A 24057-nucleotide genomic window follows, 5' to 3' on the forward strand; every position below is an offset into this window, starting at 1 on the left:
GAAGGCAAAACCGGTTCCCGCTCGGGTTTCGCCCGGCTCAGGAATCCGGGGCTTCAGTTCGCCGGACCGGAGCCGATTCATGGGAGTGATGACCAACACCTCGCCTCAAACCAACCCCACCGTGACGACCGCGGCCGGCTTGGATGTGCTCTTTGTGGACGACGATCAGGATATTGCCGACCTGATGACGGAGTATCTCCGCCGGTGCGGCTACAAGGCGGAGAGCGCCACCAACGGGCAGACCGCGCTCAAAAAACTGCGCGGCCGCGAAGTCGCGGTGCTCGTGACCGACATCCTCATGCCGGAGCTCGACGGTTATGAACTGATCATGAAGCTGAAACAGCGGCCGCAACGCCCGACCATCATCGCGGCCTCCGGCAACGCCTCCAGCATCGGCATGGATTTTCTCAAGTCGGCGCGCCAGCTCGGTGCCGACCGCGTGCTGCCCAAGCCCTACCTGCCGACCACGCTCCTGGCGCAGGTGCGGGAAATTCTCGGGCCACGCACGCCCTTGCCTGCCACCGGCACTTAACCCGGCTACTTCACACCCTGGGGGAGAAGCCGTCGCCCGGTCGGTCCGATTTTGTCGGGGCGAGCCGCGGCCAAGTCGCTCCGCCCGAACGGCGAACGGACAGTTGGCTGACTGGATAGTTCATCAGGGTGAAATGTCCGGGTTAATCGCCGCCGGCTTTGCGCCGATAGATGGCCGTCCGCGCGGTTGCGTCCCGCAGTCGTGACCGCGTGCCCAATCGCCGCCCTTGTGCCGGTGCCGTGACGATCCTCCCCCGGGAGGGCAACCGCCACACGCCACCGGCCCAGGGCGAGCGCCAACCGCCGCCCGAGGGTGAGGCGGCTACGCCGGGCCATGGCCAAGAAATGGCTTGGTTTGGTCCGGGGCCGGCCTACGTTGGTCCGTTCCGATGCCCGCACTCCTCACCTTGCTCGATGTCACGCTCCACTTTGGCGGTCCCGCCATCCTGGAAAAGGTCAACTTCCAGGTCGATCCGGGCGAACGCATCTGCCTCATCGGCCGCAATGGCGCGGGCAAATCCACGCTGATGAAGGTCATCGTGGGCGAGATGAAGCCCGACACCGGGGATGTCTTCCGTCCGGCCAACGCGGTTTACCGCCGACTCACGCAGGAGGTGCCGACCGATCTGACCGGCAGCGTGCATGACATCGTGACTTCCGGCCTGCGGCCCAACGATGACCACCACGAGGAGGATTGGGAACGCGATGTGCGCGTGGAGGATCTGATCACTGCGACCGGGCTGAAGCCCGACCAGGAGTTCTCGGCGCTGTCCGGCGGCCTCAAGCGCCGCGCCCTGCTGGCGCGCGCCCTGGCCGGCCAGCCCGACCTGCTCCTGCTCGACGAGCCGACCAACCACCTCGACCTCGAGTCCATCCTCTGGCTGGAGGAGTTCCTGCTGGAGAAGAAGCCGACCCTGCTGTTCATCACGCACGACCGCGCCTTTCTGCGGCGCATCTCCACGCGCATCGTCGAGCTCGACCGCGGCCGGCTGGCCGGCTGGGCCTGCGATTACGACACCTACCTGGTGCGCAAGCAGGAGGTGTTGGAGGCGGAGGAGCGGCAGCGGGCGCTCTTCGACAAGAAGCTCGCGCAGGAGGAGGAGTGGATCCGCCGCGGGGTGAAAGCCCAGCGCTCCCGTGCCACCGCCCGCATCAACGCGCTCAAGGAAATGCGCGCCCAGGCCCGGGCCCGGCGCGACCGCACCGGCACCGCCACCATCAAGCTCGCCGAGGCCGACCGCTCCGGCGTGAAGGTGATCGAGGCGGAGAACGTGAGCTACGCCTACACGGAGGGCGGCCCGCCGGTCATCCGCGATTTTTCCACCGTGATCCGGCGCGGCGAGAAGATCGGCATCCTCGGCCCCAACGGCGCGGGCAAGACCACGCTGATCAAGCTCCTGCTCGGCCAGCTGCAGCCCACGTCCGGCAGCCTGAAGCACGGCACGAACATGGAGATCGTCTATTTCGACCAGCTGCGCGCGCAGATCGACGACAACAAGACCGTGGCCGACAACATTGCCAACGGCAACCCGACCGTGACGATCGACGGGCGCACCAAGAACGTCATTTCCTACCTCCAGGACTTCCTCTTCGAGCCGACCCGCGCCCGCACGCCGGCGAAGGTGCTCTCGGGCGGCGAGCGCAACCGCCTGCTGCTGGCGCGGCTTTTCACCAAGCCGGCCAACGTGCTCGTGCTCGACGAGCCGACCAACGATCTCGATGCCGAGACGCTCGACCTGCTGGAGGATCTGCTGGTGGAGTTCCAAGGCACGCTGCTGCTGGTGAGCCACGACCGCGAGTTTCTCGACGAAGTCGTCACGAGCACGCTGGTGTTCGAAGGCGACGGCCGCCTCGGCGATTACGCCGGCGGCTACACCGACTGGATGCAGGACAAGGCGAAGCAGGCGAGCAGAGCGTCTGCTGCAGCCGGGGTCGCTGACCCCGGCCGGATCTCAAGCAAGGCACCGGGGTCGGCGACCCCGGCTACAACGAAACCAGCCAAGAAACTCACCAACAAGGAGCGCCAGGAACTCGAGACGCTGCCCGCGAAGATCGAAGCGCTGGAGAAGGAGCAGGCCGATCTGGCCGGGAAACTGGCGGATCCGACCTTCTACAAGTCGCAGGCCGCCAAGTTCGCCGAGGTGAAGGCGCGGCTCGAGACCGTCGAACGCGAGCACGCCGCGGCCTTTGCCCGGTGGGAGGAGCTGGCGGACGGCAAGGCCTGAGCCGCTTACTCGTGTCGCAGGACGTAGGTGCGGGTGCGCTCCTGGCTGATGCGCCCGGCGAGGGCCCCGCGCGCCCAGCGCTCCTGCAACCGGGCCTGCATGCGGCTGGAGACCTCGGCGCGGTCGTTGCCGGTGAGATGGTCACCGGTCTCGGGGCAGTATTCGTGATGATTGCCCTGCTCGACCCATTGGAAGCAACAGGCGGTGATCACTCCCGTGTGGTCGGCCTCGACGAAGGGATGCGCGAGCATGCCCTCGACGAGGGCGCGGAAATCAGCGTTGTGAAAGGGCTTGGCGGCACAGGCATTGGCCCCGGCGGCCAGCAGGCTGGCGGTGAGGGCCTGGTCCATGGAGCCGCTGACGGCGATGAAGGGCAAAGCGAGCGACGGCTGCCCGCGGCGCAAGGGCGTGAGCACTTCGAAGGCATCACCACCCGGGAACATGAAGTCGCAGACGATGAGGTCCACCGTGGTATGCGCCAGCAGCTCGTTGGCGGCCCGGGGACTCGGCACGATGATCACGTCGTGCGGCGGATGAAACATCCGCTGGAAGATCCGCTGGGAAGTGACGCTATCCTCGATGTAGAGAATGCGTTTCACGGGGCTCAGTCCTGCTTGAGCTGGATGTCCGCGATCAGCCGGTGGCTGTTGCAGTCGAAGTGGAAGGTGTGGCGCTCGGAGCCCTTGATGCTGGAGACGGCGAGATTGTCGCCGCGCACGATGGTGGGGAGCGTCAGCTTGCAGGGAAACCCGATGTTGCAGAGGGCGTTCTTGAAACCGCCGACGGTCATGTTGGTGATCTCGCCGATCACGTCCTTGATGGCGGAGTCGCCGCTCATTTCGACCTCGGCGGCGCTCATGCCCAGCACGCGGGCGGCGGCATCCTGGGCGAAGTCGTCGGGGATGCAGAGATAGACGATGCCGTCGATCTGGCCGACGAAGCCCACGCTGCCGAAGACATGCGGCTTGTCCTTGAATCCGGCGTAGGCGGCCTCGGCGGACTTCTCCACGAACGTGGCCTCGCGCTTGAGCATGATGGCGCACACGTTCTTGACGGCGCGAACGATGGATTCCTGGACGATGGTATCCGAAATAGGTTGAGCAGTGGCCATGCGGGCGGTGAGGAGACCGGTGTGTAATCGGCCCGAGAGGCACGGGCTTGAGCAAGTGAGCGCTGAAACTGAGGATTTATGTGACAAGCATGCTTGACACATGACAAGTAAGCTTTACACACGAAGACATGAACCCCGAGAGCTCTATTCCTGATTCACTCAAGAACCTGCGGCGCACCCGCAACAAGCATGTGCTCGCAATGCTGGGCTTTGCCTTCGGCTTGCTGTGCACGTTCATAGGCCGGGTCCTCGCCCGCTACGAAGGCCCGTGGGGAGGCAGATTGGCGCTGGCGCTTACCCCTTTTGTATTGGTGGGAATTCTCGCCCTGAGTTCACGGCGGTTCTATCAGGCGGATGAACTGGAGCTGCTGATCAACCGCAAGGCGCTCGAATTTGCGTTTTACGCGGCGTTTTTCGGCTTGTTTGCGCTCGAACTGTTCCAGGCGGCGGGTTTTGTCCCGCGCTTTGAGTGGACCAACAAGCGGCTGCTGGTGGCGCTGTCGTTCCTGATGATTTCGGGGATCCTCTGGACCAAGCGCCGCTACGACTGAACCGCGATGAAGAACCGTCTCAAGGATCTCCGGGCCGAGCGCGGCTGGTCGCAGGGCGAGCTCGCCGAGCAGCTCGCGGTGTCGCGCCAGACCATCAACGCCATCGAAACCGAGAAATACGACCCCAGCCTACCTCTGGCCCTGAAGATCGCTAAGCTCTTCAAGCGCCCGGTGGAGGAGATTTTCGAGGTCTGAAGCCAATTCCATGAACGCTGCATTCAAGTCATTCCTGATCCGCGCGCTTGCCGGCGCCTTTCTGCTCCTGCTTGATCCGGTGTCATCCTTCGCCGCGCCCACGCCCATGCTTTCCGCCAGTGACAGTCGCTTCCGTTACGAAGGCCGCTTCGACCGGGCTGATCCGGCGCAGCCGGTCGTCATCTGGGCGGGAGACCGTATCAGCGTGGACTTCGAGGGCGGGGCGCTGGCGGTGCATTTTGGCCCAGCCACGGGGCAGAGTTTTTTCAACGTGACCGTGGACGGAGTCACCGCGGTCGCGAGCGGAGCCGACGGGCGTTTTGCCTGGCCGCATCCACTCGCTCCCGGCCGGCATCAGCTGCGGATCGTAAAGCGGAGCGAGGCTGATGCCGGGCACGTCGTCTTTCGCGGCATCGAAGTGGCGGTCGGAGCGCGGGCCTGGGCGCCGGCCGCACCGGCGTATAAGCTCAGGCTGCAGTTTCTCGGCGACTCTATCACGGCCGGAGCCAACAACGAGGATGCCGAGGTGGATCAGTGGGAGGACCGCCGCACCCACAACCACGCGCTGAGCTACGGGTTCCTGACCTCGCAGGAGCTGGGCGCGGACCATCGCGCGGTGGCGGTCAGCGGCATGGGCATCGGCGAGGGCTTCGTGCCGATGCGGGTCGCGGAAACGTGGGACAAGGTCTATCCGCGTGACCGGCCGGAACGGGTGGATCGCTCCGTCTGGGTGCCGGATGTCGTGGCGGTGAATTTCGGCGAGAATGACTCGGCGTTTCCCCGCACGGAGGGCCGGCCTTTCGCGAAGGACTTTGCCGTCCGCTACGTGGCGTTCATTCGGTCGGTGCGGGCCGCCTGGCCCAAGGCGCAGCTTGTTCTCCTGCGCGGCGGCATGTCGGGCGGGGCCAACGATCCGGATCTGCGCGCGGCATGGGAAGCGGCCGTGCAGGAGCTTGAGGCGGACGACCCGCGCATCAGTCATTTCGTCTTCAATCACTGGACCGGGCACCATCCGCGCGTGGCCGACCACCGGGTCATGGCCGCGGAACTGACGGGCTGGCTGAAGCGCCAGCCGTGGATGGCGCCGTTTCGGGTTGGAAACCACTAAATCACACTAATAGAGCACTAATGGATTTTGATTAGTGAGGCCTTAGTGGCCATTAATGGTTCAGTTCTCTTACCCCTGAACCCCATGAAGCTTCCTATCGTTTTGCTGTTTTCGGTCCTCAGCCTTTTGGGCACCGCCAACGAGGCCCCCGCCCGCAAGCCCGGTGACTACCCGCTGACCGCCGACTCGCTCCCGCAGGAGGGCGTGCCCAAGGGCCAGCTGCTCGGGCCCTTCGAGTGGCGCAGCGCGATCATCCGTGGCACCGTGCGGCGTTACTGGGTGTATGTCCCCGCCCAATACGCCGCCGCCAAGCCCGCCGGCCTGCTCGTGTTTCACGACGGCCAGCGCGCCCTGAACCCCAAGGGCCCGCTCCGCGTGGATCAGGTGATGGAAAACCTGATCCACAAGAAGGACATTCCCGTAATGATCGGCCTGTTCATCACGCCGGGTAACCTGAGCGAACGTTATCCCGAAGACCTGGGCATGAACAATCCGAACAACCGCGCGCAGGAATACGACGTGCTCACCGACGCCTACGCCCGGATGCTGGCCGACGAACTCATCCCCGAGCTGAAGAAGACCTACAACATTTCGGACGACGTGGAAAAGCGCGTGATTGGCGGCACCAGCAGCGGGGCCATCTGCGCGTGGACCACGGCGTGGGAGCGCCCCGACACCTTCCGCAAGGTTATCAGCATGATCGGCAGCTACGTGTCCATCGGCTACCAGCCGGCGCGGGGCAACCAGCCGATGATCCCTGGCGGCGACCTCTATCCGACGCTCATCCGCAAGAATCCGCCGAAGAACATCCGCATCTTCCTGCAGGACGGTTCCAACGACCTCGATAACCCGCACGGCAACTGGTTCCTCGCGAACCAGCAGATGCTCTCCGCCCTGAATTTTGCCAACGCCAGTGCCGACCGCCGCAAGCTCGAGGGCCCGCGCTACGATGTGAAATACGAGTGGGGCGACGGCAACCACTCCGACACGCACGGCGGCGCGCTGCTGCCCGACATTCTCCGGTGGATGTTTCGCGATGTGGCAAAGGACTAGCTTCGGGGCCCGCATGCGACTGACATTGCTCCGCCTGCTGGTCTTGGGCCTAGCATTCTTGCCGACGATGCGCGCCGGGGAAGCGATGGTGGACGTGGCTCCGGAGCTGCGGGGCGCGTGGGTCACGCCTGATGGCCCGTGGGATGGGCGAGCGGTGCTGCTCTTTCACGGCATGGCGTCGGACATGGATGACGCCGGTGGGATCTTCCGGCAATTGGCGGGCGATCTGGCCGCGCAGGGGATCGCCAGCCTGCGCATCAACTTTCGCGGCGAAGGCGACGCCCGGCGGACGAGGATTGAGTCAACGTTCGTTACGCGGCTGGAGGATGCCGCGGCAGCTCATGCCTGGGTCAAACGACAGGGCGGGGTGGATGCCGCCCGCGTTGGCGCCCTCGGTTTCAGCCTCGGCGGGCCGACGGCGGTCATCACGGCCGCACGACAGCCGGGCTGGTTCAAGTCCATCGCCGTGTGGTCGAGCCCGAGCGGCGACATCTTCGCGCTTTGGGCGGAGAACCAGACCGCGCAGCGGGCCCTGCGCGAGGGTGAGGCGACCGAGGACATCCCCGGTTGGAAGCAACTGACGACCAAGCGTGAATTCTACGCCAGTTTCCGCGGTTTCGATTTTGATGCGGCGTTGGCGAAGTATTCCGGGGCCTTCCTCACGATCCGTGGTTCGGCGGATCATGTGGCCAACCGCGATGCCGAGATGGTGCGGATTTTGTCCGCCCGGCCCGCCTCCGCCCCCGGCTCCGGCACGGCAAGCCGGCCGGCCGAGGCCGTGTTGATCGGCGGCGCGGATCATATCTTCAACGTCTTCCAGCCCGAACTCGGCCACGCCGGGCGCGTGCGCGCACTGACAGTGGCGTGGTTCGAGCGGACGTTGTGAGCTGAACCCGGGCGATGGGGGCGTGGCTTCCGGTGACCGAGGCTTCGGTGTGGAAACCGACGCCCACCGAGTGATGAATACCCAAAGAAGGGCCGCCACTTTGTGTAGGGCCGGCGCTTGCGCCGACCTCGTGGCCGAGGCGCGCCCAAGGGCGCGACCTACAGGTGAACTGGCGATCGTACGTCAGTCCTTTGGATGAGATTCAATCGTGCGTGGTCCTGGCTGGGGCGCGGGCGGCGCGGGCGCAAAAAAGCCCGGGCGCGAATGCCCGGGCTGGGAGGAGGGAGCGGTTGCGTCAGGCACGCCGGCGGAGGCCGGCGAGGCTGAGCAGGCCGCCCGCCAGCAGGAGCGCCGTGGCGCCGGTGTCCGGGACGCCCGGCGTTTGCGGACCGGCGGCGATGGTCGGGGCGTCGGCACCGACGGCGGTGATGATGGTCAGGTCGTCGAGATACATGGAGCCGGTGCCGCTGATGGTGCTGCCGGAGCCGTCGCCGATGAGGAAGAAGTTGGACGCGCCGGTGAGGGCGCCGCCGCCGCCAAGGTAGGTGTTGTCGAAGAAATAGGAGACTTGGCCGGCGAGGACGTACGTGGTGAAAGTGTGAAACTGGGTCATGTCGGTCGACACGAAGGTCTCGCCCGCGGCCGTGTAGTACTTGAAGCCGTTGTTTAGGAAATAAAACGCCGAGCCGTAGCCGCTGCTGTCGTACCAGTACTGTGACCATTCGGTGGAATTGGCGCCGAGGGCCACGCGGGTCCGGACAAGGTTGCCGTCCGCCGTGTTGGCGAGGGAGAAGCCCGGGTTGTCACCATAGACCCAGCCCGCGCCGAACCAGATGCCGGCGCCATGGGCGGTCGACATCGTGAGGACATCGCCATCGCTCGACCAGTTGGTGGTCGGCCAGTAGCTGGCCGGGCCGCCAGGCCCGATCGTGGTGAAGAGCGAACCGTAGCTGCCCTGGTTGGGCAGAAGATCGCCATTGTATTGGAACGTGATCGGGGAAGCGGTTAGGCGACCACCGAAGAGGAGGCCGGCGAGCAGGATCAGGCGGAGAGTGCGAAGGGACATGGCTGGTGGGTGTGGGCCTGTCAGAAACGAGGCCTCGTGGCTTGCGGCAATCACTTTGACCAAATCTGGGTGGATCTACGTAGATCGGTGTAAGCCGGGGCGACACTTTCCGCAGCGAGCCTGCGCTCAGTTGTCCAGGCGGGCCGGGATGGTCCCGAGCGGTTCCCCGCCCATACCCGGGTAGAAGGCGAGCGCGAGGAAGTCGGTGTAGAGCCGGCGTTGCGCGGCGTGGGTGGGCAGCATGCGGCCGGTGGGCTGTTGCGTCGGACGCCGGGGCGTCCGCTGGCGGATGGTTTTGTTTTTCATGGTGGGAAAGGCGGCTGACCTTTCCCCTCCGTGGATTCCACCGGGGCAACAAAAAGCCCCTCCGGTGGACACCGGAGGGGCGAAAGTCAGGAGACGTTCAAAACCCTCGCGGCGCGCCGCTGACGGCGGACACGACAACGGACGAAAGGCTGGAGGAGCCAATCGGGGCGCTGGTCGTGAGGGCGGAGGATTTCATGGGTTGATGGGGCGAGTGAATCACCGGCCGCCGGGTTGTCCACCCGGCCGGGGGCGTCCGGCCTGATTTGGCCGGAACTGTGCCGGTGTCCGGAGCCTCAGGATTTACCCGGTGTCGCCAGTTTGAACTCTTTCAGCAGCTCCTCGATTTTGCCGGTGATGTTACTGCGCGGGTCTCCGGGATGCAGGCCGGCGTGGCGGACGGTGCCGTCGGGCGCGATGATCGCGACGAAGGGGATGCCCTGGATGCCGTAGTCGGGGTTGAAGACATTCTGCTCGCTGAAGACAATGTCCCAGGTGATTTCCTTCGCCTTGATGAAGTCCTGCATCAGGGCCATTTCGCGGGCGGGGTCGCCCTCGGTGTTCACGCGCGGGCCCATGTTGGCGACGAAACCCTGGAGGCTGGTGACGCCGAGGAAGGTGACCGGGGCGTCCTTGAAGTGCGCAACGTGCTCGCGGATCTGGGGAAACGAGGCGATGCAGGGCCCGCACCACGTGGCCCAGAAGTCGAGCACGACGACGCGGCCCTTCAGCGCGGAGAGCTTGGTGAGGCCCTCACGGGAGGCCCAGGTGAAACTCAGCTCGGGCGCGGGTTTGCCGATGAGGGCGGCTTGCGCGGCCCCGGCCTGGGCGGCTTGGTCGATTTGCGCCAGGATCGGGTCCACGGTGTTGGCGGCCTTGGTGCCCGGGAAATCCTGCTTCAGTTTCAGCAGGGTTTCGCGGCCGGCCTTCTCATCCTGCAGCACCTGGATGTAGAGCACGGCCTTCATCATGGGGATGTTGGCGACGGCCTCGCTTTTTTCGCCCGCATGCTTGGCGAGCAGGGCGTCGAACTTCGCCAGCTCCGCCTCGAAATTTTTCGCCGTGGGCTCGGTGGTCTTCAGCTTGGCCGAGATCTCATCCACCAGGGCCTTCAATTCGATCATCACGGGATCGGTGGGCTGGCGCTCGGCATTCTGCCCCATGGCAGAGATGAGAAGGACCAGGCTGCTGAGGAGACCGGAGAGAAAAAGGCGTAAGCGCATGCCGATGACCTTGCCCAGGAAAGGGGGCGCGTCCAGTCGCATTGCACCGGCTCAGGACTTGGGTGTGAGCGGCGTGTAATAGTAAATGACGATGTAGGTGCAGGGCTTGTCGCCGGCGTTGCGCAGGCGCGTGGTGGCGCGGGCGGCGAGGAAGAACACGGAGCCGGGGCCGGCGGTGTGCAGCTTGCCGTCGATATGCATCTCGACGAGGCCCTCCTTCACGATGATGATTTCCTCTTGGAGGTGGAGGCGCGGCTCGCCGCTGTTTTCGCCGGGATTGAGCGTGGTGATGTGGCAGTGCGCCTTGTCGAGCGTCGTGGTCGGACCGTCGAACACGTCGCGGCGTGAACCCTTGGGCGTGGGGATGACGGTCATCTTCTCCCAATCATAGACGGCGGAAGGCAGAGGCGTGACGGGGGAGGTTTGGGCGGAGGACATGGGGGATAGAACGGAGGCCAGAAGGCACCCGCCTACGCCGATGGCTACGGCGCGGCTCGTCCCGATGCAGCGCATCAGGCGAGGGAGAACGGGCAAGAGAGTTGATTTCATGGTGAGATAGGTGGCGGGGAAAATAAAAGCCCCGGCACGTCGGCCGGGGCGGTGGTTCACTTTACGCGGGTGGCCTTCCACTCCACCTTGGCGGTGCCGCCTTCGCGGTTGGGGCGTTCAATGGTCCCGGTGATGGTGTCGCCCTCGACTTTGCCCGCATACTTGATGGCGAAACTGTTGCCGTTGAATTCGCGGGTGACGGTGAAGGCGACTTGGTCGTCCTTGAAGGAGGCGTCGCTGATCGCGGCGTCGCCCATGCGGCCGGAGACGGTGCCGGTGAGCGCGCCGTCCTTGAGCGCGAGCTTGGCGGTGGACTCCATCGGGCCGTTGCGGCCTTCGGTGGTCCACTTCCACGCGCCGGCAATGTCGGCGGCAAGGGCGGAGCTGGTGAGGAGAAAAGCGGCGACAAGCGCCGCGAACAGGGAGCGGGGGTTTTTCATGGGGGATAAAACGGGTGAAGTTTGAGGAAGCGAAACGGCTGAGAGGAAGACCGGACGGCGCGCGTTACTTCGGCGTTTCAAGACCGGTGCCCTGAACGTCATCCAAGGTGAGAAGCGGACCGGTGGCGACCGTGACGTGGAGGTCGCGAAGCTCGGCGCCACGAATGTGGGTGAGGGCCAGCCCCTTCGCGGCGGTGCCGGTGATGTTGGCGAGGCGCAGGCCGAGCACGGGTTTTTCCCGCGACACTTGGGTGGCGTCCACGACGGAGGCGGCGTTGTTCAGGCGGACGTTGGTGAAGTTCAGGTTGCGGGCCTCGGGGTACCCGACCAGACCGGGCACGGGGTCGTCGGCGGTGTTGGTGTTGCCACCGACAATGAGGTTGATGCGCAGGAAGCCGCCGCCGAACACCTCGAGGTCGTCGCCGGTGATGTTCTCGGTCACGCCGGCGCGGCCGAGGCGGGTCTTGATGTAGAGGGCGTGCGTCTTGGCGGTGAACTTGCAGCGCTCGATCCGGACGTTACGAACGCCTGCGGAGGTTTCGCTGCCGATGCCGATGGAGGCGAAGCGCGTGCAGCGGAGGTTGCAGTCGCGGATCACGACGTCCTCGGTCGGCCGGCCGAGGCGGGCACCGTCCATGCCGCGACCGGATTTCAGACTGATGGCGTCGTCGCCGGTCTCGATGTCGCAGCCCTCGATGAGCACGTTCTTGCACGAGTCGATGTCGATGCCGTCGCGGTTGCCGCGGATGGTGAGGTTACGGATGACGACGTCGGTGCAGAAGGTCGGGTGGGTGGCCCAGTTGCCGCCCTGGGTGACGGTGAAGCCGTCCCAGCGGACGCCGGTGCAGTTCATCGGTTCGAGCACGACGGAGCCGCGTGGGTTCTGGGGCGCGGCCATGGCCGGATTGCCCTCGATGCGGCCGGGGCCGATGATTCCGATCTGCTCGACGTTGGCGGCGTGGATGAGCGCGCGCCGACCGGGTTGCATGCGACCCTCCCAGCGGATGTCGACGGTTGGATAGTCGGCGGCGTCGGGGCTGCCGAGAATGACGGTGCCTTCCTCGAGCCGGATGATCGTGCGGTTGCCCTGCTGCACGCTGCCGATCAGGTAGCGGCCGGCGGGCACCAGAACCTCGCCGCCGCCATTGACGGCACAGGTGTCGAGGGCCTGTTGGAACGCTCGCGTGTCCTTGGTGATGCCATCGCCAACAGCGCCGAAGTCGCGGACGTTGTAGGCGGCGGCGTAGAGCGAGGCCGCTGCGAAACAGGCGGTGACAACGGCGAACAGACGGAGGGATGGCATCAGGGTAAGGGGTTGCGTTTTTCCGCGGCTGCGGCGTCGAGCTCGGCCTCGGAGGGGAACCAGTCAAAGATCATGTCGCGTTTGCCGAGCAGGTGGCGGTCGGTGAAGTTCAGGAGTGCGGTCCAGTCCTCGGCGTTGAAGGTGTGGCCATGGCGGGAGTAGTGGACACCGAGCCGGCCCGTGGCGCCGAGGAGCGCGTAGGCGGGCTCCGCGCTGCGGAAGGAGGCCTGCACGGCGGCGGGCAGCGAGATGATGTCGGTGTCGCCTTCCAAGGCGAGGAACGGCCGGGGCGCGCAGAGGGCGAGGAACCAGTGCTGGTCGAAGGGGAGTTTCTCGCGCTGGCCCCGGAACTGGCGCAATTCGGGCGAGAACCAGTTCGGGTATTTCAGCTCCATGATGTCGAGCGTCTCGCTCCGGCGCGGACCGGCGAAACGATACGCGCCGACTCCGCCGCCGCCCGTGACGACGGGCGCGCCCAGCAGGCGTTCGTCGAAGGCCGCCGCGATCATCGCGGACTTTCCGTTCCGCGACGCGCCGGTGATCACCATGAGTTTCGTCCGGTCGATCGCGGCGTCGGTCTCAAGATAATCGGCGACGCGCGAGGCGCCCCAGGCCCAGACCGCGAGGATGCCCCAGTCGTAGCCGGGATAGGCGGGAGGGAAACGGGTGGTGCGATAGGACCAGCGACCGTCCAATTCGCGCAGCGTGGTGTCCTCGGCACAGTCGTTAGGATTGAAGATGACCAGCGCATAGCCGCGGCGGAAGATCTCGGCGTGGCGCGCGGCCAGGGCCTCAGCGGTGGCGGAGCCGCTGCCCGGCGCGACGGAGGGGCGGGGCGCGGGATTGTTGCCGACACCGACGAAGAGCAGGACGTTTTCGCCTTTTCCCTGATTCGGACCGGGCGGCAGACGCGGCAGCGGCGTGGCCCCGGGCGGTGTGCCGGCCTGGAGAATGATCGCGGGAAAGGGGCCGCCCTCGGCCGGCGTGAAGATGCCGATGTCGAGCGCGAGCTTTTCCTCCGGCCCGAAACTGAGGCGGACGAGTCGATATTTCACTTTACCGTCGGCGACAGTCGCAGTCTGCACCTCGACTCCCTTCACGTTGCCCGGGGCGGGCGGCATTTGGCCGGTGGCGTAATATTCGAGCGTCCGGCGCATCTCCGCGCGGCGCTGTGGCCATTGGGCGGGGGAAGTGACGCGTTTGCCATCGTCCATGACGAGCACATCAGGCAAATCCGGCCGGACGGGCAGTTCAGCAATGCCCGGTAGTCGGCCCATCGGCGTGCTGATCGGCGGCAGGGGGATTTCCCGAGGATCGGAGCTGGTGACAGTCGCAGGCGTTTGGGCGCAGAGCAGCGCGGGCAACAGCAGCGCACACGCGGCGCGGGCGGACATCAGGTGGGGCATGGGGTGGGTGGTGAAGCGCGACAACGCGGCGTTCACGGGGTCAGGTGGTCGGCTCGGGTTTTCCGGGGTCGGTCTGGTTGAGAAATTCCTCGATGTTGGCGTAGCCGTCCCGATCCAGATCGCGAGCGGCATCGGCGGGGTCGTTGGCGTCCAAGCGGCGCGCTTCCTCCCAAGTGTCGGGCATGCCGTCGTCATCGCGGTCCGCCGGCGCGGGGGAGGCGAGCAGAACGGGCCAGCCACCGACCTCCCGCTGCGAATTGATCATCCGGCCGCTGCGCGTCCGCACGTGGCCGACGAGGCGCGTGTCCATGGCGTCGCGTTTCGGCAGGTTGGCCCCGACGCTCGCGAGTACGGCCTCCAGCGCGTCCGCGGCGGAGGTGGTGGTGACCGCGGGCGCGGGAAAGGCCGTGTCGACGACGGTGACGACGGGTTTGCCGGCGCGCGTTTCCCGCAGGTTGAAGAAACGGGTGTTGTCGGCGGTGAGGTCCGCGTGCCCATCAAGGACATTGTCGCGGATGAAGAAATGCAGGTCAGATTTTTCGCTGACGGTGATCGGTGTGCGGGCCGAGCTGTCGGGGCCCGCGCGGAGGTAGTTGCCCACGTAGTTCACCTTGAGGATGCCCTGGGTGAGGCCCGAGGCGGTGCCGCCGAATCCGTAGATGACGTTGTTGCGCACGTCGAAGGTCGGGTAGGGCGGCCGGCCGTAGTTGTCGCCGAGGCGCGGGTTGCGGGCGTCGTTGTGGATCCAGAGATTGTGGTGCCAGGTCACGGGGCCGTTGGCGCGGGAAAGCGAGCCGTAGCCGTGGGCACCCTTGGCGTGGACGCTTTGGCGCAGCGACTCGCCGATGAGGCACCATTGGATGGTGACGTTGGCGACGTCGCCGGAAAGGGAGAGGCATTCGTCCACCGACCAAGTGGCGGAGCAGTGGTCGAGGACCACGTGGCGGGCGCCGTTCAGGAGATCGAGGGCGTCGGCCTGCTGGCGGCCCTCATCCCCGAGGCGGAAACGCAGGTAGCGGACCACCACGTCGTGGGTCGCGATGCCGAACGATCGGTCGCGCAGGCAGATGCCGTCGCCCGGGGCGGTCTGGCCGGCGACCGTGAGGAAGGGATTACGCACGACGATATCCTTCTTCAGCGCGATGGTGCCGCTGGTGCGGAAGATGACGATGCGCGGCCCCTCGGCCTCGCAGGCGGCGCGAAAACTCCCCGGACCGGAATCGTTGAGATTGGTGACGAAGAGCACGCGTCCGCCGCGTCCGCCCGGGGTCGTGGCGCCGAAGCCCTCGGCACCGGGGAAGGCGGGCAAAGTCGCGGCGTCGGCGGCAAAGGAGCGGAGGGCGGCGACGAAGAACAGGGCGAGACGGGCAACGAGGGCGGAACGCATGGTCAGGAGAGGACTCGGTTGATTGTTGGGGTGGGGCATGCGCCGGATTCGCGGCCGAGGTCGCCGCAAGCGGCGACCCTACATGGAGGAAGGCATAGTGAGTTCCGCCGTGCGGAGCGTGGCATGGGCTTCGGTGGCGACGATGGCGCCGCCGTTGAGGTCGAGGCCGAGGGCGGCAGTGTTTCCGCCAACCGAGCCACGGAAGACGAGGGTGTCGCTGCCGCTGCCGGACTCATAGGCGGCCGCGCCGCCGGAAGGCAGTGCGAGCGAGGGCCGGCCTTTCACGGTCACGCTTTCGCTGAAGCGGACTTTCACGGCGCCGCCTTCCTGGGTGATGGCCGAGATGGTGGGGCCGGCGGAATTCTCGGGATCCCAGGTGCCGGCGAAGGTCCACTTGGCGGTGATTTGCTCCGGCTTGGGCGAACCCTCGGCGGTGGCGAGGTTGTCGGCGTGCCAGGCGTAGTCGCCGCCGGTACGCCGGACGTTGTGGTAGTAGAAGCGTTCGCCCCAGCGGTTGATGAGGTCGAGCTCCGCGTTGCGCTTCCGGTCGGCTTCGGTGATTGGCTTGTCACCGAGCGGGTAGATGACGCGTTTCGGGGCGAGGTCACGCAGTGCGGCGGAGAAGGTGCAGTCGAGCAGGTAGAACTGGGCGTCGGCGTGGTGGCGGGCGAAGCGCCAGCCCTCGACGCCGTCGAAGCGGCAGTTGCGCAGCACGAACTTCTGGTCGCGGTCCTTGCTGCCGTCGTGCCAGATCGCGGCGCTGGCGCCGGGGTTGACCTCGTAGATCTCGCTGTCGGTCATGTAACACCAGCCGCGCGGGCAGATGAAGTCCACGGAGCCACGGACCTTGAGGCGGGCGTGATAGTAGCGGCCGGTGTCGCCTTTCCAGAGCGAGAGCGTGTCATTGCCCTGGCTGTAAACGTTGCAGTCCGTGATGACCGTGCGGTCGGCCTTGCCGTAGATGGCGAAGGCGTGCTTGCCGATGACGCCGTGGGTGTTCTCGACCGTCAGGTTCCCCAGCACGCAGTCGTCGCCGTTGATGTTGACGACGGCAAAGCCGAGCGCGTCCGGCTGCTGGCCGAACTCCTCGCGACCCTGCGGAAACTCGATCCGCGTGCCCTCGCGGCTCTGGCCGCGCAAGGTGATGAATCCAGCGTCAATGCGGACCTTCTCGCGGTAGGTGCCGTCCTTGATGAAAAGGACGAGGCGTTCGCGGTTGTCGGCCGGGAGGGAGTCGAGTGCCGACTGGATGGTCTTGAACTGGCCCGAGCCGTCGGCGGCGACGACAAAGTCGGGCGCGATGGGCAACGGGGCGGGCGCGGCGAAGGCGACGGTTGCGAATACGCAGGAAACCAAGGCCAGCAGGCGCGGGAGGAGCATGGGGTGGGGGCGGACGAAGGCTAAGACGCTGCGAGGGGGTGGGTAGGTAACAGGAGCGGCAAGAATATGACGAGGATACAGGACTTCGCCGACCCAAGAATGCGCCCGGTTTTAGTGAGCGGGGCTGGTTGCAGGCAAACCCGGGCTCGAAGGCGACCACCGCCAGTCATTCCTTGGCGGTGGCCAGCGGCGGACCCGCCACGCGCCAGAAGACTCAGGAAAGGGGCTGGTTGGCGCATTTCTTGTGCCCGGCGTGGGTAGCAACCGATGCGGAGCAGAAAACGAGGGAGGTGATAACATGGGCCTTCATGCCGTCGTCATGGTGGCGACGGCAGCCAACGCACATGAAAACGCTCTTTGCATGGATCGCGGCGGCCGGTCTGGCCGGTGCCGCTTGGACGGCGGAGAACTGGACGAAGGATCAGCAGGCGGTCTTAGACGTGTTCAAGGTTTGGACGCAGGCACAGCCAGGTTGGGAAAAAGACAGAATTTTGGCACTGTGGGCCCCGGAATTCACCTGCTGGGACTTTAGGGAGAAGGCTCCTCTGGATCGGACCGGTACTGAAAAAATGATGTCCGAATTTCACCGAAAAATGAAGGTCACAGACTTTGGGATCCAAACAGAATCTGTGATTATTCAGGGAGGCCTGGCTGTGGCCAGCGGCCGCTACTCGGAAAGGTTTACCACGCCGGAAGGCGTGGCGATGAAGGGTGGCGGGCCGTGGACCTGCACGCTGCGCCTTGCCGGTGACAAGTGGCTGATCACGGCCATGAGTTACCTGAACCGGCAGGACGGCCCGGTGGACCAAGCGGTCGTAGAGCGAGAAATCGCGGCGCTCGAGCACGTCTGGGCCAAGGCCTACGTGGATCGTGACACGGCGACGCTCGACCGGTTGGAGGCCGAGGAGTGGGTCTGCACCACGGCTGACGGAGAGGTCTTCACCAAGGCCGAGGATATCGCCGACGTGAAGTCGGCCGCCTATCAGGCCACGGTGTTCAAGATGGAGGACGTGAAAGCGCGCATCTATGGCAACATGGCCGTGGCCACAGCGCGACAGACCGAGGTGGCCACCTACAAGGGCGCGGATGCGAGCAAGGTTCTGCGCTGCACCGACGTCTGGGTGCGCCGCGATGGCCGCTGGCAATGCGTGGCCACGCACCTGTCCTACGCGAAGAAGGGCTGAGGCTCCTCATCACCGAGGAATAAAAAAGCCCCGGTCGCGAGACCGGGGCTTGGTGAGAGGCTTGAAGCCTGGGGCTTACTTGCTGTCGGCGATGGCAGCCTGGGCGGCGGCCAAGCGCGCCACGGGGACGCGATAGGGCGAGCAGGACACATAGGTCAGGCCGATCTTGTGGCAGAACTTGACGGAGTCCGGATCACCGCCGTGCTCGCCGCAGATGCCGAGCTTGATGCCGGGGCGGGTCTTCGAGCCCTTCTCGATCGCGATCTTCATGAGCTGGCCCACGCCGGTCTGGTCGACCGAGGCGAAGGGGTTCTTCTTGAAGACCTCGGCCTCCTGATAGGGGGCGAGGAAGGAGCCGGAGTCGTCACGCGACATGCCGAGGCAGGTCTGGGTGAGATCGTTGGTGCCGAAGCTGAAGAACTCGGCGGTCTGCGCGATCTCGTCGGCGGTGAGGGCACCGCGCGGGACCTCGATCATGGTGCCGACCGAGTATTCGACCTTGGTCTTCTGCTCGGCGAACACCTTGGCGGCGACCTCGTGCACGATGGCGACCTGCAGATCGAGCTCCTTCTTGAAGCCGACCAGCGGGATCATGATCTCGGGCTTGGACTTGATGCCGTCCTTCTTGGCCTTCACGGCCGCCTCGATGACGGCGCGGGCCTGCATGGCGGTGATTTCCGGATACTTGATGCCGAGGCGGCAGCCGCGGAAACCGAGCATCGGGTTGAACTCATGCAGCTCGTGGACACGGTGCATGATCTTCTCGACCGGGATGCTGAGCTTCCGGGCGAGGTCCATCTGCTGCTCCTTGGTGTGGGGCAGGAACTCGTGCAGCGGGGGGTCGAGGAAGCGGATGGTCGCCGGGAAGCCCTTGAGCGCCTTGAAGATTCCGTAGAAGTCGTCGCGCTGGTAGGGGAGGAGCTTCGCCAGGGCGGCCTCGCGGCCGGCCAGCGAATCGGCGAGGATCATCTCGCGCATGGCGTCGATGCGGTCGCCCTCGAAGAACATGTGTTCCGTGCGGGTGAGACCGATGCCGACGGCGCCGAACGCGACCGCGATGCGGGTCTGCTCGGGGGTGTCGGCGTTGGTGCGGACGCTGAGCTTGGTGGCCTGGGCGCACCACTTCATGAGCTGGGTGAAGCTCTTGAACTTCTCGGTGGCCTTGGCGGCGGCATCGTTGTTCACGAGGCCGGCGATGATTTCGGACGGGGCGGTCTTGATCTGGCCCGCGTAAACGGTGCCGGAGGTGCCGTCGATCGAGAGGAAGTCGCCCTCGTGGTAGGTGGTGCCACCGACGGTGACGGTCTTCTTGTCGTAGTCGATCTGGAGGGCGGCGGCGCCGCACACGCAAACCTTGCCCATCTGGCGCGCGACGAGCGCGGCGTGGGAGGACACACCGCCGCGGGCGGTGAGGATGCCCTCGGCGGCAATCATGCCGCGGAGATCCTCGGGGGAGGTCTCGACACGGACGAGGAGGACCTTTTCGCCCTTCTCGGCGGCCTGCACGGAGCGCTCGGCGTTGAAGTAAATCTTGCCGGTGGCGGCGCCGGGGCCGGCGGGGAGGCCGGTGGCGATGACGGAGGCCTTCTTGACCTCGGCGAGGTCGAAGATCGGGGCGAGGAGCTGCTCAAGCTGGTCGGCCGGATTGCGCGTGATGGCGGTCTTCCAGTCGATGAGCTTCTCCTTCACCATATCGATGGAGAACTTGAGCGCGGCGGCGGCGGTGCGCTTGCCGTTGCGCGTCTGGAGCATGAACAGCTTGCCTTCCTGGATCGTGAACTCGATGTCCTGGACGTCCTTGAAGTGCTTTTCGAGGGTCGCGCGGACCTTCAGGAGCTCGGCGTAGGACTTGGGCATCTGCTTCTTGAGCTCGAGGACGGGCTCCGGGGTGCGGACGCCGGCGACGACATCCTCGCCCTGGGCGTTGATGAGGAACTCGCCGTAGAACTCGTTGACGCCGTTGGCCGGGTTGCGGGTGAAGGCGACGCCGGAGCCGGAGGTCTCACCGGTGTTGCCGAACACCATGGCCTGGACGTTGACGGCGGTGCCCCACTCGGAGGGGATGTTGTATTTGGCGCGATAAACCTTGGCGCGGTCGTTCATCCAGGAGCCGAACACGGCGCCGGCGGCGCCGCGCAGCTGATCCCAGGGATTGTTCGGGAACTGCTTGCCCGTGCGCTCGAGCACGAGGGCCTTGAAGCGCTTGACGAGTTCCTTCTGGTCGTCGGCGGTGAGCTTGGAGTCCTCGATGTCGCCGTGGTATTTCTCATGCTTGAAGCCCTCGATGACCGTCTCGAACGGCTCGTGGTCCTCGCCCTCGCGCTTCTGCACGCCGAGCACGACGTCGCCATACATCTGGATGAAGCGGCGGTAGCAGTCCCAGGCGAAGCGGGGGTTGTTGGTGGAGTTCTCGAGGGAGATGACGGTCTGGTCGTTGAGACCGAGATTGAGGATGGTGTCCATCATGCCGGGCATCGAGTCGCGGGCGCCCGAGCGGACGGCGACGAGGAGCGGCATGCCGTTGGTGGCGCCGAACTTCGTGCCCATGATCTTCTCCATGTTGGCCACACCGGCCTCCATCTGGGCCTGGAGCGCGGCCGGGTAGGTGCGCTTGTTGGCGTAGTAATAGGTGCAGACCTCGGTGGTGATCGTGAAGCCCGGGGGCACCGGGAGGCCGATGCGCGTCATCTCGGCGAGGTTGGCGCCCTTGCCGCCGAGCAGGGCCTTCATGGAGCCGTTGCCGTCGGCTTTGCCGGCGCCCCACGTGTAAACGTATTTGGCGGACTTGGCGGATTTCTTGGGCGCCGGTTTGGCGGACTTCTTAGCAGGTGTTTTTTTAGCCATGGTTGGGAAAAAGAATGGGGAGCGGTCATGCGAGCGGGCCGCGCGGGGGGTGTCAACCCATTCGACGGTCTCAACGTGAACCTTTCGTTGGAATGGTAGACCGGGCCGCCCCGGTCGGCAAAACTACGGAGCCGGGTGGTCCGGCCACCCCGGGGAAAGCCGGATATCCGGACCCGGAGCCAAGACCGGCCTTGCCCGGCGGGGGCAAAGTTGTTTTCAGGACGAGACTTGAGCGACCAATACCCAGACCTGCCGAATGACGAATCCCCCCCGGCTGTGGCCGGCGGCAAGCCCATGGGTTTCCTGGGGCACTTGGAGGAGCTGCGGGTCACCCTCATCAAGTGCGCCGTGGTCTTCGCGATCTTTGTCACGATCATTGCCTACAATCTCGATAGCGCCGCCCACCTGCTGAACCTGCCGCTGGAACAGATTCAGGCCGAGTATCCCAAGATGAAGACCGACTTGGTGACCAGCACCCCGATGGGTGTCTTCACCGTCATCATCAACATCTGCATCATGGGTGGCGTGCTGTTGTCGCTGCCGTTTTGGTTGTTCTTCGTCGGGCAGTTCGTCGCCCCGGCCCTGACCCGGCGCGAGCTGAAGGTCATCGTGCCCACCGGGCTGGCGGCCAACCTGCTCTTCATCGGCGGTGCCTCCTTCGGCTACTTTTTGCTCACGCCGAGCACCATCCGCGTGTCCTTCGAGCTCAATGAGCTGCTCGGCTACACCATCATGTGGACGGCCGACAAATATTACAGCCTGCTGCTGTGGATGACGCTCGGCATGGGCGCGGCCTTCGAGTTCCCGCTGCTGATCGTGCTCGCGGTCTATATGGGCCTGCTCGAGGTCTCCACGCTGCGAAAATACCGCCGCCATGCCATTGTCGTGGTGTTTGTGATCGCCGCCATCATCACGCCGACGCCCGACCCGATGACGCAATGTCTGGTCGCCGTGCCGCTCATCGTGCTCTATGAGCTATCGATCTGGGTCTCGGCCTTTATCGGCCGGCGGAACCAGGCGGCGTGAGCGTGGGATGAAGTGAAGCAAGGTGGAGCCCGCGCTCCGTCGCGGGCTGGCGGCACAGGAGTTTCGCGCCAAAGCAAAAGGCCCGGCTTTCACCGGGCCTTGTAAATTTGAACCGTGGATCGGCAGGCTTACTTCCGCGACTCGATCTGGAACTTCAGGACGACCTTGAACATGTTCAGGGCGATCCAGAAGACGCCCGACATGCAGGCGGCGGTGAGGCCGCCCCAGAGCTTGATCATCGCCGGGTCGCTGGACGGCACATGGGAGTGCACCAGCGTGTAGAAGATGACGAAGGCGATGCCGGTGAGCACCAGATCGACAACCAGACCGATGACGTTGAAGGGCTTCTTTTCGGACGATGACATGCCGGCAACATCAAGGAGGCGGGCGGGTTTTGTCCAACCGAAATTCCACGGGACCCCGGGAGCCGGGGCCCTTCGCCCCGGTGGGGAAACCGACCCGAGGTGGGCCGGCTCCCGCGCCCGGCCTTACTCCTTCAGCAACCGCTGGATCTCGCGGGCCAGTTTCGGACCGCGGGCGTTGGTCGAGACGACCAGGCCGCGCTTATCGAGCAGGAACATCGCGGGGATGCCCTGGATGCCGTATTGCTTGCCGAAGACGTTGTTCCAGTGGAGGCCGTCGTAGTATTGCGGCCAGGGCATCGCCTTCTCCTGGGCGAAGGCAAGCACGCCCTCGGCGGTCTTGTGCCGCGGGTTGGGCTTGGCCGGGTCCGGCGCCTTGTCGAAGGAGATGCCGACGATTTCGAAGCCTTGGGCGTGATACTGGTTGTAGGCCGCGACGACGTTGGGGATTTCCTGGATGCAGGGGCCGCACCACGTGGCCCAGAAGTCGATGAGCACAACCTTGCCGCGCAACGCGGCCACATCCACCGCGCGGCCGTCGGCGGCGGTGAACTTCATCTCGATCGGGCGCTGGATCAGCTCGGCCAGTGCGAGCTTCTTGTCGGCCACGGCTTTGACCTTCGGGTTGGCGTGGTCGGCGAACGCGGCCCACGCGGCCTTGGCCTGCCCGAGGTCGATCGATTCCACGTAGTAGAAGTAATTCCCGACAAACGAGGCGGCGCTGGCGTCCTGCGGGTATTGCGCGAGGAAGGCGTCGAGCTTCGCGCGCAGCGCCGGCGCGTCGAACACCTCGCGATCGGCGGCCTCGAACGCCTCGTCGTAAACCTTTTCCAAGGCGGTGCGGGCGGCGGTTTGCTCCGCGGGTTCCTTGGCGCCGTCTTCGGCGGCACGAGCGACCGGCAGCGTGAGCAACAGGCCGAGCATCAGAGAGACAGGCAGAAGCGGGCGGATTTTCATGAGGAACGCATGACGTCTTGTGGGCGCCGCTGCAAAACGAAACCAGCCGGCAACCCGCGTCTTGCTTGACCCGCATCAAGGCCGGGCGCGGCGGGATTGACGATAATGGGTCATGTCCACCGCCACGCTGCCCATTCCTTCGTTCCCGCTCCAACGGCCGGTTCCGGTTGCTTCGGTGTTTCTGCCGAAGGAGCACGGCTCGTGGTCGCTCGCGCTGGAACCGCTCGCGCTCGGCCTGCTGGTTGCGCCGTCGTGGGCGGGTGGGGCGTTGGCCGGGGCGGCGGTGACGGGGTTCTTTGCCCGGCGGCCGCTGAAGGCGGCCCTGGATGCAACCCCTTCTCTTCGGCGCCAGGCAGCACGGCGGGCCCTGGCCCTGTTGGTCGTGCTGGCTGGCGTCGGACTGGTTCAATCGCTCGTGCTCTCGCCGTGGACCGCCTTCTGGCCGCTGCTGCCGGCGGCGGCGCTGGGTTTGGTTTTCGTCTGGTTCGACGCGCAGGGTGAATCCCGCGCGGCGGCGGCCGAGGTGGCGGGCAGCGCGGCGTTCGCATTCGTGCCCGCGGCATTCGTCACGCTTGCCGGCGGCGACGCGCCAACCGCCTTCGCGCTCGCAGTCCTCGCGCTCGCCCGCAGCGTGCCGGCCGTGCTCGCCGTGCGCTCCTACCTCCGGATGGCGAAAGGCGGGGCTCCGCGCCGCACGCTCTCGCTGGTCGCGGCGGCGGTCGCGCTCCTGGCTTCGCTCGGCCTGGTGCTGACCGCCCACATGCCTTCCGTCGCCGTTCCGCTGGCGGTGGTCCTTTTTGCCCGGGTCCTCTGGCTGCTGGGCCCGTGGCGTCCGACCTGGCCGGCCAAACGGATCGGCATGATGGAAGCCGCGCTCGGCCTGCTCTACGTGGCGCTGCTCGGCCTCGGCTGGCCCGCTGTGTGAAGCGCCAACCTTTGATCCGTATCAAGGCATCGCCCCGCGCTC

24 protein-coding genes are annotated in these 24057 nt (G+C 65.7%); 10 read left to right on the forward strand and 14 right to left on the reverse strand.

Annotated features, from left to right (window positions below; genetic code table 11):
* Positions 1–88: 88 nt before the first annotated feature.
* Positions 89–532, forward strand: coding sequence for a response regulator (locus ESB00_RS04445; RefSeq protein ID WP_164976033.1), 444 nt, complete (start codon positions 89–91; stop codon positions 530–532).
* A gap of 388 nt (positions 533–920) precedes the next feature.
* Positions 921–2756, forward strand: coding sequence for an ATP-binding cassette domain-containing protein (locus ESB00_RS04450; RefSeq protein ID WP_129046520.1), 1836 nt, complete (start codon positions 921–923; stop codon positions 2754–2756).
* 5 nt (positions 2757–2761) lie between these two features.
* On the opposite strand, the gene ESB00_RS04455 is transcribed toward ESB00_RS04450, so the two are convergent.
* Together ESB00_RS04455 and ESB00_RS04460 are read right to left on the reverse strand one after the other, a co-directional pair.
* Entirely contained in the window at positions 2762–3355 is a 594-nt protein-coding gene (locus tag ESB00_RS04455; RefSeq protein ID WP_164976034.1) for a response regulator, read from the reverse strand.
* A gap of 5 nt (positions 3356–3360) precedes the next feature.
* Positions 3361–3867, reverse strand: a complete 507-nt coding sequence (locus ESB00_RS04460; RefSeq protein WP_164976035.1) for a chemotaxis protein CheX — start codon at positions 3865–3867, stop codon at positions 3361–3363.
* A gap of 128 nt (positions 3868–3995) precedes the next feature.
* Here ESB00_RS04460 and ESB00_RS04465 point away from each other — a divergent pair, with 128 nt between their 5' ends.
* The 5 genes from ESB00_RS04465 (at position 3996) to ESB00_RS04485 (ending at position 7660) form a co-directional block, all read left to right on the forward strand.
* On the forward strand, positions 3996–4418 hold the full coding sequence (locus ESB00_RS04465; RefSeq protein ID WP_129046522.1) for a hypothetical protein: 423 nt from the start codon (positions 3996–3998) through the stop codon (positions 4416–4418).
* A 6-nt stretch (positions 4419–4424) separates the two neighbouring features.
* The gene (locus ESB00_RS04470; protein ID WP_129046523.1) at positions 4425–4613 is read left to right on the forward strand and encodes a helix-turn-helix transcriptional regulator; all 189 of its coding nucleotides are present in this window, start codon (positions 4425–4427) and stop codon (positions 4611–4613) included.
* Positions 4614–4623: 10 nt separating this feature from the next.
* Positions 4624–5721 (forward strand): GDSL-type esterase/lipase family protein, encoded by a 1098-nt coding sequence (locus ESB00_RS04475; RefSeq protein WP_129046524.1) that lies wholly within the window; start codon positions 4624–4626, stop codon positions 5719–5721.
* An 84-nt stretch (positions 5722–5805) separates the two neighbouring features.
* Positions 5806–6774 carry an alpha/beta hydrolase gene (locus ESB00_RS04480; RefSeq protein ID WP_129046525.1) on the forward strand — a complete coding sequence of 323 codons (969 nt, stop codon included), beginning with the start codon at positions 5806–5808 and terminating at the stop codon, positions 6772–6774.
* A gap of 13 nt (positions 6775–6787) precedes the next feature.
* A complete protein-coding gene (locus ESB00_RS04485; RefSeq protein ID WP_164976036.1) occupies positions 6788–7660 on the forward strand; it encodes an alpha/beta hydrolase family protein in 873 nt (290 codons plus the stop codon).
* Between the two features lie 295 nt (positions 7661–7955).
* Here ESB00_RS04485 and ESB00_RS04490 read toward each other — a convergent pair whose 3' ends face one another.
* The 9 genes from ESB00_RS04490 to ESB00_RS04530 all read right to left on the reverse strand — a co-directional run bounded on the left by ESB00_RS04490 (position 7956) and on the right by ESB00_RS04530 (position 16717).
* Complete coding sequence (locus ESB00_RS04490; protein ID WP_129046527.1) at positions 7956–8726, reverse strand: VPDSG-CTERM sorting domain-containing protein; 771 nt, start codon at positions 8724–8726, stop codon at positions 7956–7958.
* A gap of 126 nt (positions 8727–8852) precedes the next feature.
* Positions 8853–9032, reverse strand: a complete 180-nt coding sequence (locus ESB00_RS04495) for a hypothetical protein (protein ID WP_129046528.1) — start codon at positions 9030–9032, stop codon at positions 8853–8855.
* Positions 9033–9325: 293 nt separating this feature from the next.
* Positions 9326–10252, reverse strand: a complete 927-nt coding sequence (locus ESB00_RS04500; RefSeq protein WP_164976037.1) for a TlpA family protein disulfide reductase — start codon at positions 10250–10252, stop codon at positions 9326–9328.
* Between the two features lie 51 nt (positions 10253–10303).
* Positions 10304–10690 carry a cupin domain-containing protein gene (locus ESB00_RS04505; protein WP_164976038.1) on the reverse strand — a complete coding sequence of 129 codons (387 nt, stop codon included), beginning with the start codon at positions 10688–10690 and terminating at the stop codon, positions 10304–10306.
* Between the two features lie 167 nt (positions 10691–10857).
* Positions 10858–11241: a DUF2147 domain-containing protein gene (locus ESB00_RS04510; protein ID WP_129046531.1), complete on the reverse strand. Its 384-nt coding sequence runs from the start codon at positions 11239–11241 to the stop codon at positions 10858–10860.
* A gap of 64 nt (positions 11242–11305) precedes the next feature.
* On the reverse strand, positions 11306–12544 hold the full coding sequence (locus ESB00_RS04515) for a glycoside hydrolase family 28 protein (RefSeq protein WP_129046532.1): 1239 nt from the start codon (positions 12542–12544) through the stop codon (positions 11306–11308).
* Positions 12544–13986, reverse strand: a complete 1443-nt coding sequence (locus ESB00_RS04520) for a glucuronyl esterase domain-containing protein (RefSeq protein WP_164976039.1) — start codon at positions 13984–13986, stop codon at positions 12544–12546. The genes ESB00_RS04515 and ESB00_RS04520 overlap by 1 nt, the downstream gene beginning before the upstream one ends.
* A gap of 4 nt (positions 13987–13990) precedes the next feature.
* Positions 13991–15337, reverse strand: coding sequence for a pectate lyase family protein (locus tag ESB00_RS04525; protein ID WP_129046534.1), 1347 nt, complete (start codon positions 15335–15337; stop codon positions 13991–13993).
* A 78-nt stretch (positions 15338–15415) separates the two neighbouring features.
* Complete coding sequence (locus tag ESB00_RS04530) at positions 15416–16717, reverse strand: pectinesterase family protein (RefSeq protein ID WP_129046535.1); 1302 nt, start codon at positions 16715–16717, stop codon at positions 15416–15418.
* A gap of 344 nt (positions 16718–17061) precedes the next feature.
* On the opposite strand from ESB00_RS04530, the gene ESB00_RS04535 reads away from it, so the two are divergent.
* Positions 17062–17901, forward strand: coding sequence for a nuclear transport factor 2 family protein (locus tag ESB00_RS04535; RefSeq protein WP_164976040.1), 840 nt, complete (start codon positions 17062–17064; stop codon positions 17899–17901).
* A 75-nt stretch (positions 17902–17976) separates the two neighbouring features.
* Here the strand turns inward: ESB00_RS04535 and ppdK are convergent, their stop codons facing one another.
* Complete coding sequence (gene ppdK, locus ESB00_RS04540; RefSeq protein ID WP_129046537.1) at positions 17977–20745, reverse strand: pyruvate, phosphate dikinase; 2769 nt, start codon at positions 20743–20745, stop codon at positions 17977–17979.
* 228 nt (positions 20746–20973) lie between these two features.
* On the opposite strand from ppdK, the gene tatC reads away from it, so the two are divergent.
* Positions 20974–21771: a twin-arginine translocase subunit TatC gene (tatC, locus tag ESB00_RS04545; RefSeq protein WP_129046538.1), complete on the forward strand. Its 798-nt coding sequence runs from the start codon at positions 20974–20976 to the stop codon at positions 21769–21771.
* Between the two features lie 128 nt (positions 21772–21899).
* On the opposite strand, the gene ESB00_RS04550 is transcribed toward tatC, so the two are convergent.
* Together ESB00_RS04550 and ESB00_RS04555 are read right to left on the reverse strand one after the other, a co-directional pair.
* Positions 21900–22136 carry a hypothetical protein gene (locus ESB00_RS04550; protein ID WP_129046539.1) on the reverse strand — a complete coding sequence of 79 codons (237 nt, stop codon included), beginning with the start codon at positions 22134–22136 and terminating at the stop codon, positions 21900–21902.
* Between the two features lie 123 nt (positions 22137–22259).
* A complete protein-coding gene (locus tag ESB00_RS04555) occupies positions 22260–23090 on the reverse strand; it encodes a TlpA family protein disulfide reductase (RefSeq protein ID WP_129046540.1) in 831 nt (276 codons plus the stop codon).
* A gap of 112 nt (positions 23091–23202) precedes the next feature.
* On the opposite strand from ESB00_RS04555, the gene ESB00_RS04560 reads away from it, so the two are divergent.
* Positions 23203–24015 carry a YwiC-like family protein gene (locus ESB00_RS04560; RefSeq protein WP_129046541.1) on the forward strand — a complete coding sequence of 271 codons (813 nt, stop codon included), beginning with the start codon at positions 23203–23205 and terminating at the stop codon, positions 24013–24015.
* Positions 24016–24057 lie beyond the last annotated feature (42 nt).

This window comes from Oleiharenicola lentus (assembly GCF_004118375.1).
Taxonomy (GTDB): Bacteria; Verrucomicrobiota; Verrucomicrobiia; order Opitutales; family Opitutaceae; genus Lacunisphaera; species Lacunisphaera lenta.